Origin of the sequence: Streptomyces hainanensis, assembly GCF_004348415.1 — a bacterium.
GTDB classification, from domain to species: domain Bacteria; phylum Actinomycetota; class Actinomycetes; order Streptomycetales; family Streptomycetaceae; genus Streptomyces; species Streptomyces hainanensis.
Map to the genome: position 1 here is coordinate 1 of NZ_SMKI01000245.1, position 11,731 is coordinate 11,731.

At 73.3% G+C, this 11,731-nt stretch carries 10 protein-coding genes and 1 tRNA gene; 3 read left to right on the forward strand and 8 right to left on the reverse strand.

What is annotated here, in order from left to right; translation table 11 throughout:
• Positions 1–58: 58 nt before the first annotated feature.
• Positions 59–451 carry a globin gene (locus tag E1283_RS21645; protein ID WP_132819779.1) on the reverse strand — a complete coding sequence of 131 codons (393 nt, stop codon included), beginning with the start codon at positions 449–451 and terminating at the stop codon, positions 59–61.
• A gap of 146 nt (positions 452–597) precedes the next feature.
• Here E1283_RS21645 and E1283_RS21650 point away from each other — a divergent pair, with 146 nt between their 5' ends.
• Positions 598–1,962 (forward strand): sialidase family protein, encoded by a 1,365-nt coding sequence (locus E1283_RS21650; RefSeq protein ID WP_132819780.1) that lies wholly within the window; start codon positions 598–600, stop codon positions 1,960–1,962.
• A 15-nt stretch (positions 1,963–1,977) separates the two neighbouring features.
• On the opposite strand, the gene E1283_RS21655 is transcribed toward E1283_RS21650, so the two are convergent.
• The 7 genes from E1283_RS21655 to E1283_RS21685 form a co-directional block, all read right to left on the reverse strand.
• Positions 1,978–2,250, reverse strand: a complete 273-nt coding sequence (locus tag E1283_RS21655; RefSeq protein WP_132819781.1) for a hypothetical protein — start codon at positions 2,248–2,250, stop codon at positions 1,978–1,980.
• Between the two features lie 89 nt (positions 2,251–2,339).
• On the reverse strand, positions 2,340–3,017 hold the full coding sequence (locus E1283_RS21660; protein WP_132819782.1) for a DUF8010 domain-containing protein: 678 nt from the start codon (positions 3,015–3,017) through the stop codon (positions 2,340–2,342).
• Positions 3,014–3,454: an acyl-CoA thioesterase gene (locus tag E1283_RS21665; RefSeq protein ID WP_132819783.1), complete on the reverse strand. Its 441-nt coding sequence runs from the start codon at positions 3,452–3,454 to the stop codon at positions 3,014–3,016. Before E1283_RS21665 ends, E1283_RS21660 begins: the two co-directional genes overlap by 4 nt.
• 4 nt (positions 3,455–3,458) lie before the next feature.
• Positions 3,459–5,123 carry an energy-dependent translational throttle protein EttA gene (gene ettA / locus E1283_RS21670; protein ID WP_132819784.1) on the reverse strand — a complete coding sequence of 555 codons (1,665 nt, stop codon included), beginning with the start codon at positions 5,121–5,123 and terminating at the stop codon, positions 3,459–3,461.
• A gap of 185 nt (positions 5,124–5,308) precedes the next feature.
• Complete coding sequence (locus E1283_RS21675) at positions 5,309–6,733, reverse strand: thioester domain-containing protein (RefSeq protein WP_132819785.1); 1,425 nt, start codon at positions 6,731–6,733, stop codon at positions 5,309–5,311.
• A 209-nt stretch (positions 6,734–6,942) separates the two neighbouring features.
• Positions 6,943–8,709 (reverse strand): GTPase, encoded by a 1,767-nt coding sequence (locus E1283_RS21680; protein WP_341829943.1) that lies wholly within the window; start codon positions 8,707–8,709, stop codon positions 6,943–6,945.
• Positions 8,706–10,373 carry a dynamin family protein gene (locus E1283_RS21685; RefSeq protein WP_132819786.1) on the reverse strand — a complete coding sequence of 556 codons (1,668 nt, stop codon included), beginning with the start codon at positions 10,371–10,373 and terminating at the stop codon, positions 8,706–8,708. The genes E1283_RS21680 and E1283_RS21685 overlap by 4 nt, the downstream gene beginning before the upstream one ends.
• A 287-nt stretch (positions 10,374–10,660) precedes the next feature.
• Here E1283_RS21685 and E1283_RS21690 point away from each other — a divergent pair.
• Both E1283_RS21690 and E1283_RS21695 read left to right on the forward strand, forming a co-directional pair.
• Positions 10,661–10,733, forward strand: a tRNA-Arg gene (locus tag E1283_RS21690).
• A 217-nt stretch (positions 10,734–10,950) separates the two neighbouring features.
• A partial coding sequence (locus E1283_RS21695) for a TIGR04222 domain-containing membrane protein (RefSeq protein WP_132819787.1) occupies positions 10,951–11,731 on the forward strand: 781 nt, incomplete at its 3' end.

An 11,731-nucleotide genomic window follows, 5' to 3' on the forward strand; every position in this document is an offset into this window, starting at 1 on the left:
AAGAGACAGGGTGGGTGGGGGGAACGAAACCTTCGAGGCGCTCAGGCCGCCAGGCCGGTCACGTGTTGATCATCGAGAACGCCGCGTACGTCAGGTAGCGCCACAGCTCGTCCTCCAGCTCGGGCGGCAGGTCGAGGCTGTCGACCGCCGCGCGCATGTGGCGGAGCCACGCGTCGTGGGCGGCCTGGTCGACCCGGAACGGGGCATGCCGCATCCGCAGCCGCGGGTGGCCGCGGTTCTCGCCGTAGGTGCGGGGGCCGCCCCAGTACTGGATGAGGAAGAGCCGCAGCCGCTCCTCGGCGGGGCCCAGGTCCTCCTCGGGGTACATGGGACGCAGCAACGGGTCGTCGGCCACGCCCTCGTAGAAGCGGTGCACGAGCCTGTCGAAGGTCTCCTCGCCCCCGACCCGCTCGTAGAACGACTCGGCCGGTGGCTGCTGCTCGTCACTCACCCCCCCATCGTCGCAGACTCGCCGTGGCGTACCGGACGTGGCCTCCGGCCGAAGCCCGACCGAAGCCCGGCAGGCGCCTGGCAGACGCCCCGCGAGATAACGAAGTGGTAACCGCCCGTTCGCCGAACGTCCGTACTGTCCCCCGCATGCCCATACGCGCTCGGACGACACGGATGACCCTGCTCGCCACCGCCGTGTGGGCGATCATGTTCACCACCCCGCCGTCGGCCGTCGCCACGCCGCGCAACACCCCGCCGCCCGAGCGGTCGTTGAGCCAGCCGTTCCGGCACGACACGGAGGGCTACGCCTGTTACCGGATTCCGGCGATCGTCACCACCACGGCCGGCACGCTGTTGGCTTTCGCCGAGGCCAGGGTCGCGGACTGCGCGGACATCGGCGACATCGACCTCGTCGTCAAGCGGTCGACGGACGGCGGCCGCACCTGGGGGGAGTTGACGGTGCTGCGCGGCGACCTGGACGCCGGTGGCTACGGCAACCCGGTGCCGGTGGTCGACGCGGAGAGCGGGCTCGTCACGCTGATGTACGCGTACAACACGTGGACGCCGAAGCCGGACGACGTCCGCTCCCGGGGTCCGCGTTCGCTCAGTCTGCTGCACTCGGAGGACGACGGCCTGACCTGGCGGGCGGGCGCGCCGCTGCGCGGCCTCAAGCCGGCGTCCTGGACCTGGATCTCGGTCGGTCCCGGGCACGGCATCCAGCTGCAACGCGGGGAGCACGCCGGCCGGTTGGTGGTGGCCGGGGACCACGACACGACGGGTGACCGGTCGGGCGGCCAGCTGTACTACAGCGACGACGGCGGCCTGAGCTGGCGGCTCGGCGCCGTCTGGGAGACGGTCGAGGAGCTGCCGAACCCGGCCGAACTCTCCCTGGTGGAACGGGTGGACGGCACGCTGTACATCAACGCCAGGGGCCTGGACAACGTGCGGCTGGCGGCGTACAGCGAGGACGCGGGCGAGAGCTTCACGCCGGCCGGCTTCCGGGAGGTGCGGGACCTGGACACACCGCCCGTCTCCGGCTCGCTGCTGCGGCTGACCGCGACGGACGTGGGCGACGACCGTGACCGGGTGCTGCTGTCCGCGCCCACCCGCCCGGGCGAGCAGGTCGGCAGCCGGCGGCGGATCATGACGATCCGCTCCAGCTACGACGAGGGCCGCACCTGGCACACGGTCGGCACCGTGATCACCCCGGCCAGGGCGGGCTACTCCGACCTGACCCTGCTCCCGTCGGGCGAGATCGGGCTGCTCTACGAGACCGGCAGGCACAGCCCGCACGGCGCCCTGAACTTCACGGCGTTCACCGAGCTGTCGCTGGACGCGGGCCGGCGCGAGCTGACCCTGCCGGACATCGTGGGGTGCCCGGTGGCCCGCCAGCGGCCGACCGAGACGGTCGCGCCGACCCGCTACGGCCGGCTGGACCCGGCGCGGCTGACCAGCCTGGCCTCCACCGTCACGGCCGTGAACATCCGTTACGGCAAGCGGGACCTGCGCTAGGACCCGCCCACCGCGTCAGCGGAGTGCGCGCCGGGCGGCGCCCGCGGTCACCGCCGCGGTGAGCGCGAGCACGACGCACAGGGCCGCGGCGGCCGTCCACTGCATGCCGCTCAGGTGGGAGTAGGGGACGTACTCGACCGCCCAGCCCACCACGCCGCTCTCGCCGAGGCAGGCGTCCGTGGTGAACCGGCCGCCGGAGGTCGTCTTCGTGAGGGTGTCGGCGAACTCCATCCGGACCGTGGACCATGCCTGTCGCACGGCCAGCAGGGCGACCAGGGTGATCACCATCGCGGGAAACGCGCGCCCGGGCAAACCACCCGGGCGCGCTCGGGGCGCCCCTGGCCCGGCCGGGCAGGGCAGGGCCTGGCAGGGCCTGGTTAGAGCGGCGTCACGGAGAGCCCGAGCCCGGGCGCTCCCGCGTCCCGGCGGCGGACCGCCGTGGAGCCGAGCGGGGTGCGCAGCCGCAGCCAGGCGCCCCGGCTCAGCACGGCGACCGGCTCGGCGGCGCGCAGCATGCCGAGGGCGTGGGCGGCGTGCACGGCCCGCAGCGGCAGCGGGGTGCCGGGCAGCGGGCGGGACCAGATCTCCTCGGCGAGCGCGTCGAGCGCCTCCCTGGTGGACTGCTCGGGCGTCAACCGCTCGCGCCGCTCGCGGAACTCGCCCACCACGGCGGCGGCCGCGCCGCGCACCCGCTCGGCCGGCAGTTCGGCCTCGACGCGCCAGCCGCCGCGCGGCGGCAGCAGCCCGGCCCAGGAAGGACCGGTGACCTGCCCGGGCACCGCCACGGTCGGGGCGTCCGCGGCGTCGGTGTCGATCGACTCCAGCAGCTCGCCGGCCGACACGGTGACGTCGAGCGTGGCCGGCTCACGCAGCCGGCAGGGCCGGACGGCGAGCACGTCGAACCTGGCCGGCCTGGTGAAGACGGCGACCACCTCGCCGTCCGCCTGGAGCCGGGCGGCGGCCGCCCGGTCCCAGCGCAACTGCCGCCCCAGATAGGCGGCGAGGTCTCCGGCCTCCCCCGACTCCGCGAGGGCCAGCCGCGGCGGATACGTCATGCGGCCGTCGAGCCCTCCAGCACCCCGTCCGTCTCGTCGTCACGGTACCTGCCGAGGAACTCCCGCTCCTCGGCCGTGAGTCGGCGCGGACGGGAGTCCTCCAGGCGGTAGGGCACGACGACGGTGGCGGCCCTGGCGTAGACCGTCTCCGCGTCCCTGATCTCGTACGCCACGGTCACCGAGGCGCCGCCGAGCCTGGCCACCCAGGTCTCGATGGTGACCGGCTCGTGCCGGTGCACCATCGGCTTCAGGTAGTCGATCTCGTGCCGCGCCACGACCGAACCGCCGGTGAACGCGCCGGAGTCGGCCTGCCTGGCCAGCCGGAACATGAAGTCGATCCTGGCCTCTTCGAGGTAGCGCAGGTAGACCACGTTGTTGATGTGCCCGAACGCGTCCATGTCGGACCACCGCAGCGGGCACTGATACACATGCCGCACCGGATCAGTCCCGGTTCAGCTTCTTGTACGAGGTGCGGTGCGGGCGGGTCGCCTCCGCGCCGAGCCGCTCGACCTTGTTCTTCTCGTAGGACTCGAAGTTGCCCTCGAACCAGAACCACTTCGACTCGCCCTCGTACGCCAGGATGTGGGTGGCGACGCGGTCCAGGAACCAGCGGTCGTGGGAGACGACCACGGCGCAGCCGGGGAAGTCGAGCAGCGCGTTCTCCAGCGAGGAGAGCGTCTCCACGTCGAGGTCGTTGGTGGGCTCGTCGAGCAGCAGCAGGTTGCCGCCCTGCTTGAGGGTGAGGGCGAGGTTGAGCCGGTTGCGCTCGCCGCCGGAGAGGACGCCGGCCGGCTTCTGCTGGTCGGGGCCCTTGAAGCCGAAGGCGCTGACGTACGCCCTGGACGGCATCTCGACCTGGCCGACGTTGAGGTAGTCGAGGCCGTCGGAGACGACCTCCCACAGCGTCTTCTTGGGGTCGATGTTGGCGCGGGACTGGTCGACGTAGGAGATCTTGACGGTCTCGCCGACCCGGACCGAGCCGGAGTCCACCTGCTCCAGGCCCAGGATCATCTTGAACAGCGTGGTCTTGCCGGCGCCGTTGGGGCCGATCACGCCGACGATGCCGTTCCTCGGGAGGGTGAAGGACAGGCCGTCCACCAGCACCTTCGAGCCGAACCCCTTGTGCAGGCCGTCGACCTCGACCACCACGCTGCCGAGCCGCGGGCCCGGTGGGATCTGGATCTCCTCGAAGTCCAGCTTCCTGGTCTTCTCGGCCTCCGCCGCCATCTCCTCGTAACGCTGGAGGCGGGCGCGGGACTTGGCCTGCCGGCCCTTGGCGTTGGAGCGCACCCACTCCAACTCGTCCTTGAGCCGCTTGGCGCGCTTGACGTCCCGCTGGCCCTCGACCTTGAGCCGGGTCTGCTTGGTCTCCAGGTACTTCGAGTAGTTGCCCTCGTACCCGTAGGCGCGGCCGCGGTCCAACTCCATGATCCACTCGGCCACGTTGTCCAGGAAGTACCGGTCGTGGGTGATGGCGACGACGGTGCCCGGGTACTTCGCGAGGTGCTGCTCGAGCCACTGCACGGACTCGGCGTCCAGGTGGTTGGTGGGCTCGTCGAGCAGCAGCAGGTCGGGCTGCTCCAGGAGCAGCTTGCAGAGCGCCACACGGCGCTTCTCGCCGCCGGAGAGGTTGGTGACCGGCCAGTCGCCCGGGGGGCAGCCCAGCGCGTCCATGGCCTGCTCCAGCTGCGCGTCCAGGTCCCAGGCGTTCGCGTGGTCGAGCTGCTCCTGCAGCTTGCCCATCTCGTCGCCCAGCTCGTCGGTGTACTCGGTCGCCATCTGCTCGGCGATCTCGTTGAACCGGTCGAGCTTGGCCTTGGTGTCGGCCACGCCCAGCTGGACGTTCTCCAGGACGGTCTTGGACTCGTCGAGCGGCGGCTCCTGCAGCAGGATGCCGACGGTGGCGCCGGGCGCCAGGAAGGCGTCGCCGTTGGAGGGCTGCTCCAGGCCGGCCATGATCTTCAGCACGGTCGACTTGCCCGCGCCGTTGGGGCCCACGACACCGATCTTGGCCCCGGGCAGAAAACTCAGCGAGACGTCGTCAAGGATCACCTTGTCGCCGTGCGCCTTGCGGGCCTTGCGCATGGTGTAGATGTACTCAGCCAAGAGAAACCGTCCGACGGGTCAGGCAGTGGGCAGGGGTGCGGAGGACTCCATCCTGCCGCATGCCCCTGCCACGGCGGAAACCGGCGCCCGTCCCGACCGGCCCGGGCGGCACCGCGGCAACGCGAAGGGGCGGGCCCTCGCGGACCCGCCCCTCACGCTCCGTGGTTCACGGAGTCACGCTGTGCTCAGTTGCCCGAGCCCGCGGCGGAACGACGGCGCATGAAGAACACGCCCGCGCCACCGACGACCAGCAGGGCCAGGGCGATGCCGGTGATCATGCCGACGTTGCTGCTCGAACCGGTCTCGGCCAGGTCCGGGCCGTCGTCCTCGGCGGCACCACCGGTGGTGGCCGGCGCCGGCTCGTTCTCCTCGTCGATCGGCGTCGGGGGCTCACCGCCGCCGGGCGCGCAGTCGAGGACACCGGTCGCGCTGAACGGCTCACGCGACTCGTCGGGGTAGGCGACGGTGATCTCGTACTCCTGGCCGTTCTCGACCGGGACCAGGATCGAGTCGGAGCCGCCGGGGGCGATCTCCCTGGTCTCACCGTTCAGTTCGAACTCGAACGGCACGTCGCCCTCGTTGGTGGCGGTGACCAGCACGCCGCCGTCGGCGCAGATCTCCTCGGCCTCGAACGCGACGGCCGGGGCACCCGGGGCGGCCCAGCTGGCGCCCGCGTTGGCGCTGACCGAGGACTCGGAGGAGCCGGCCAGGATCATGGTCTGGGTGCGCACGTCGATGCCGGTGAAGACGCGGCCGATCGGCACCTGGGAGGTGGCGGTGGCGGTCAGCGAGGCGCTGCCGTCCTCGGCACCCTCCGGCACGTCGAAGAACAGCTCGGTGCCGTCGGTGACCGGGGTGGTCTCGTCGATGACGTTGCCGGCGGAGTCGGAGAGGGTCACGCCCTGCTCGACGGCCGCGGCGTCCGGGGTCACGGTGACGGACTCGGCCGTGGTGTCGACCGTGACCGGGCCGAGACGACCGCCGGACTGGCCGGACACCTGGTTCGGGCTGAGGGTCAGCGAGGCGCCGGGCTCCTCGGCCTCCTCGGCGTTCTCGGTGAGCCAGTCGGTGAGGGCCGCGGCGTTGTCGCTCTCCGGCACGGCCTCGACGCCGTCGGAGAACTCCCAGATCGCGGCCTGGGTGCCGGCGGCGGCCTCCTCGTCGTCCAGCGACTCGACGCCGACCTGCGAGGCCAGCGCCACCAGGTCGTCGTTCACCGGGTAGGAGTTCTGCAGGATCCACTGGATCCGGCCCGAGTTGGCGTTGTTGTGCAGGCGGGACTCGTTCCAGCCGACCTCCTTGTACCGAGCGTTGCTCGAGGTGGCGGTGGTGAAGTCGATGCAGTACGTCTGGAGCGTGCCGCCGTCGTCCGCCTGCAGGGTGAACAGACCACCGCGGTAGGTGTCCGTCTCACCCTCGTGGGTGACGGCGATACGGCCGGAAGCCTCCGGGTCCAGCCCGCCGAGGGTGGCGGTGGCGCCACCGTTGTGCGGGTTCTGCTCGTCCGCGGCGGCCGTGCCCGCGGTCGCGATCGCCCCGGTGGCGAACAGACCGGTGGCGATCGCGGTGGCCGCAAGGCGGGACATGGCCCGCTTGCGCGCAAGAATCATGGTGTGAGTCCCCTCCACGAGATCACAGGGCGCTGCCGCGACATCAGGCGGCGCGCGCGCATCAACATCCCCGTGCGTACGGGGATCGTAGGGAGGGGAGTTGGTCAATGTCCCCACGAGAACGAGGAGTTACACATTCCGAGGTCGAATCGTTACCTCGAATCACCATGGAATGGCGAGGAATGAACAGGACTCGCCCATGCGGGACGTCATCCAACGCTCGGTGACAACGCCGACATGCTCGACATCGTCGCCAGGGGCGACAACGGCGACATCGAGGTGAACTCCGCGGCCCCGGTGGGCGAGGCGGCCACCACGTAGCGTTCCCTGACCTCCCGGTAGCGCAGCAGCTCGGCGGCGATGGATTCCAGGACGTGGCTGTGGCCCGCGTCGGCGGCGATCCTGCGGAGCCGCCACTCCTCCTGCTGGCCGTAGGCCCCGGCCGGGCCCCGGGCGGCGATCCGGCAGGCCCACGCGAGCAGCGGGCCGCCGAAGGAGCCGCCGACGAGCAGCACGAGCGGCAGCCAGCGGCCCACCACCGGCTGGCCGAGGACGGCGGCCAGCAGCCAGCAGAAGCCCAGGAGTTCGGCCGCGAGCAGCACGGCCTGGCCGATCGCGGCCACCGACCACCAGCGCGGCCTGGGCAGCGGCTCGGCCGGCTGCTTCTCCAGGGCGCGCTCCAACGCCTCCGGCAGCCGCTCGGCGCCCTGCCGCGCGGTGTCCCGCACGGCACGGCCCCAGGGCTCGGGGAGCCCGTCCGCCGCCTCGTCGGACAACAGGCGCACCGCGTGCTCCACCACGGCCGTGGCCACCGCCGGTGTGCCGGCGGCCCGCAGCCGCCGGGTGGCGAGCGCGGGTGGCTCGCCGCGCCGCTCGGCCTGCCGGCCGGCGAGCCAGCGCGTCACCTGGGCCCACGGGGTGCCGCAGGCCCGGTCGGCGCGGCGCAGCCAGCCGCGCTCCGCGGCCTGCCCGGCCGCCGAGGCGCCGACGGCGGCGGCCAACCGGTCCTCGAAGGTCTCCCTGGCGCCGGGGGTGAGCCCGGCGGGGGCCTCGGCGCCGTCCGCGATGTACAGGGGTCCGAGCCGGCGCGCCACGCCGTCCACGTCGGCGGCGAGCCGTCGGGCGGCGGCGGTCCTGGCGGCGGCCAACTCGCCGACGGTCCCGCGCAGTTCGGCCACCCCGTCGCCGGTCAGCGCCGAGACGGCGAGTACCCCGGCGCCCGGCTCGCCGTGCTCGCCGAGCGCCACCCCGCCCTCGTCGAGCAGCCGGCGCAGGTCGTCGAGGACCACGTCGACGGCCTCGACCGGCAGCCGGTCGGTCTGGTTGAGGACGACGAGGCTGACGTCGGCGTGGCCGGCGAAGGCGCGCAGGTAGCGCTCGTGCAGCAGGGTGTCGGCGTACTTCTCCGGGTCGACCACCCAGATCACGGCGTCGACGAGGCCGAGCAGCCGGTCCACCTGCTCCCGGTGGCTGGGGTCGACCGAGTCGTAGTCGGGGAGGTCGAGCAGGATCAGGCCGCGCAGCCCCGGGTCCAGGACGTGGGCGCGGCGGCGGGCCCTGGCCGGCACGCCGAGTCGTTCGAGCAGCCCGTCCGGGTTCTGTTCGCGGCCGGCCTCCCAGGTGCAGGAGACGGCGGTCGCGGTGGTGGGTCGGCGCACCCCGGTCTCCGAGAGCTGGGCGCCCGCCAGGGCGTTGAACAGGGTGGACTTGCCGGTGCCGGTGGCGCCTGCGATGGCGACGGCGGTGTAGGTCCTGGGCAGCTTGTCGCGGGCCGCGGCCTCGTCGAGCACCCGGGCGGCCTCGGCGAGCGCCGTGTCGTCGAGACGGGTGCGGGAGAGGCCGATCAGCTCGCGCAGCGCGCCGAGCCGCAGCCGCAGGGCCCGTTCCTCCTGGGTGCCCTCGGCCTCGCCCGCGGCGGGCCGCGGTTCCTCCCTGCTCTCCCGTCGGGTGCGGGTGATGGTCATGCTCTCCGTCACCGGACTCCTCCTGCCTCTCCCGCTCGATCCCCCGCCGACCCGGCACCGGTGTGCCTGGCATGCACCACGGACAGCGCGGCGACCAGCTCGACCTGGGGGGTGGGGGTGATCTCCAGGTCGTGCAGCGGGGCGCCACGCCGCTCCCGCTCGCCGTCGAGCACCCGGGCCACGCAGCCCCCGACCTCCTGCGTGCCCTGTTCGGTCAGCCGGGCGGCGACCCGGGTGCCGAGCGACCCGGAGAGCGACTGCCGCGCCACCGAGCCGCCCTTGCCGCCGAGCAGCCCGGCGGCGAGCAGCGCGGCGATCTCCCCCTCGGCGCCGGACATCGACCGGCCGCTGCCGCCCTGGTCGGGGCGGAGCCCGACGACGACGCAGGCCTCCTCGGCCAACTCCTCCAGGCAGCGCCGCAGTCGGCGCACCTGGATGCCGATACGTTCCCGCACCGCGTCGGCCCCGTCGACGCCGCCGGCCGGCGCCCCCGGCTCCCCGGCCCAGGCGGCGGCGACGCGTTCGTCGGCCGCCGACACGGCCTCGACCAGCAGCCCGGACAGGGCCCGGGTCAGCGAGTCGAGCAGTTCCTCCGGGCTGGCGTCGTGCGGGAACGCCAGCCAGTGCGCGCGGGACTGGCCGGTGAGCAGCCCGCCGCCGGCCAGGCAGTCGCGGACCCGCGCGTCGGCCGTCGCGTAGGCGTCGGCGAGCCGTTGGTCGAGGCGGACGGCGGTGGCGTGCTGGGCGGCGCAGGCGCCGGCGAGCGCGCCGACCCTGGCGCGCAGCGAGGCGACGGCGCCGGTGGCGGTGCGGGCGGCGGCCCGGTGCCGCGCCTCGGCGTCGTGGGCGCGGCGGAACAGCCACTCACGGAGCCCGGCGACCGCGGTGGCGGGCAGCAGCCCGGACCCGCCGCGGGCCGACTCGGGCAGCTCGGGCACGGTGAACCTGGGCACGCCGGTCAGGCCGGCGCGTTCGAGGAGCGTGTCGTAGTGCCGGGAGACCTCGGCGGCGATCTGGTGCGGCACCCGGTCGAGCACGGTGGCCAGCGTGACGTCGTACTCCCGGGCGCTGCGGAGCAGGTTCCAGGGGAGCGCGTCGGCGTAGCGGGCGGCGGTGGTGACCACCACCCAGATGTCGGCGGCGCAGATCAGGTCGGCGGCGAGGTCGCGGTTGTCGGCGACCAGCGAGTCGACGTCCGGCGCGTCGAGCAGGGCGACGCCGACGGGCACCGCCCTGGTGGTGTGCATGCCCAGTGCCCCCGCCGGCTCCCCCTCGCCCTCGCCCTGTCCCTCCTGGCGCGGCGTCACCACCCGGCCGAGCTGGGGCAGCACGCGCCGGTCCTCGAACCAGTGGCGGTCCTCGGGGTGGCAGACGAGCACGGGGGTGCGGGTGGTGGGCCGCAGCACGCCGGCCTCGGTGACCCGGCGCCCCACGAGCGAGTTGACCAGCGTCGACTTCCCGGCGCCCGTGGAACCCCCGATCACCGCGAGCAGCGGTGCGCCCGGCATGCGGAGCCGGGGTAGCAGGTATCCGTCGAGCTGCGCCAGCAGTTCCCCCCTGGACCGCCGGGCCCGCTCCGCACCGGGCACCTCCAGAGGAAAGCGCGCGGCAGCGAGACGCTCCCGCAGTACGGTCAGCGCGTCCAGCAGGTCGGGCCGTGCGTCCAAGATCGCCACATGCGCAGAATGCCCAATTTCAAGCTATTTCCAAAGCATATTCCACCGAACGCGCCTCATTCCGGGCACCAGCCCCACCCCCCGGCATAACGACTGCGCAACACCCCTCATCTCAGCCCTCGAAATCGCTGCGCTCATCGCACTCGCCTGCGATTATCAGGGCTGCTTCACTGGATCTCCACACGAGGGTGTTGCCGTGAAGCAACCGGGACGAACCCCTTGAGGCCATATCCTGTGCGACGGCGAGGTCACCAGGGGGCTCCGTCCCGCGCCATGGCCCACGACCGGCCCCCGTAGCTCAGTGGATAGAGCAGGTGCCTTCTAAGCACTTGGCCGCAGGTTCGAGTCCTGCCGGGGGCGCCCTACCAGGGCGAGCGTGTCCGAGCCGCGCCGCGTCGTGACGCGTGGTCCGTCTTCCGGGGGAAGCCCTCGGCTGTCGATCTTATCTTCGACCCGGTGCGCCGCGCGGTGCGCGAAGCTCAGATGTAGCTCTGAACTCGGCGTGGGGACGGGTTCGTTGGGCGCCGGGGGGAAGGAAAAGGACAGAACGCGGGGATACGGGGTGCAGGGGGGCGACATGGGTGTCGTGATCGTCGGTTTGGTGGGGATCGTCGTCGTGAGCCTGGCGCAGCTGGTCGCGGTGCGGGTATGGGCGCGGCGCGGGCGGCCGCTCGGCGGGAACACGTCGTTGCGGAGCGCGTACGAGCTGGCGTTCCTCGCCGGCGGGCCCGTCGGGGTGGCCGACGCGGTGGTGAGCGGGATGCGCGAGAAGGGCCGGGTCACGGTCGCCGGGGAGCGGCTGCGGGTGGTGCGGCCGGTGGCGGACGACGACCTGGAGCGGGAGTTGCTGACGCACTGCGGGCCGGCGTGGGACGGCTCGCTCGGCGAGGTGGCCGCCGGTCTCGCCGGGTCCGACGCCGTGTGGGCCGTCAGCGAGGAGTTGGAGTCGCGGGGCCTGCTGTGGAACCTCGTGCGGTACGAGGCGTGGCGGCTCGCCGGCCGGGTGCACGACGTGGTGTGCGTGATCGTGGCGTTCGGGATGGCGGGGGCGCTGCTCTCGTCCGACGTGCCGTGGGTCGCCGCGCTGCCGGCGTCGTTCCTCGGCGCGCTGGCGCTGTTCCTCGTCGGCCGTGCGCTCGGCGGCAGTCGGCTGACGCCGGTGGGGCGGGCCGCGCTGGTCAGGGCCCGGCGGAAGCGGCAGTTCCGGCGGCTCGGCACGCCGGCCCGCACCCGCGGGCACCGGATCAGGTCCACCGCGTCGCACAGCTACGGCTACGGCTGTGGCGCCGCCGCGGGCGGCGGTTGGGACGGCGGCGGCGGCGCGGACGCCGGTGGCGGCGGTTCGAGCTGCGGTGGCG

What these genes read in the sequence shown, in the direction of transcription:
- E1283_RS21650 (WP_132819780.1), top strand. Translation starts at nt 598, where the DNA reads ATGCCCATACGCGCTCGGACGACACGGATGACCCTGCTCGCCACCGCC.
- E1283_RS21655 (WP_132819781.1), bottom strand. Translation starts at nt 2,250, where the DNA reads ATGGTGATCACCCTGGTCGCCCTGCTGGCCGTGCGACAGGCATGGTCC.
- E1283_RS21660 (WP_132819782.1), bottom strand. Translation starts at nt 3,017, where the DNA reads ATGACGTATCCGCCGCGGCTGGCCCTCGCGGAGTCGGGGGAGGCCGGA.
- E1283_RS21675 (WP_132819785.1), bottom strand. Translation starts at nt 6,733, where the DNA reads ATGATTCTTGCGCGCAAGCGGGCCATGTCCCGCCTTGCGGCCACCGCG.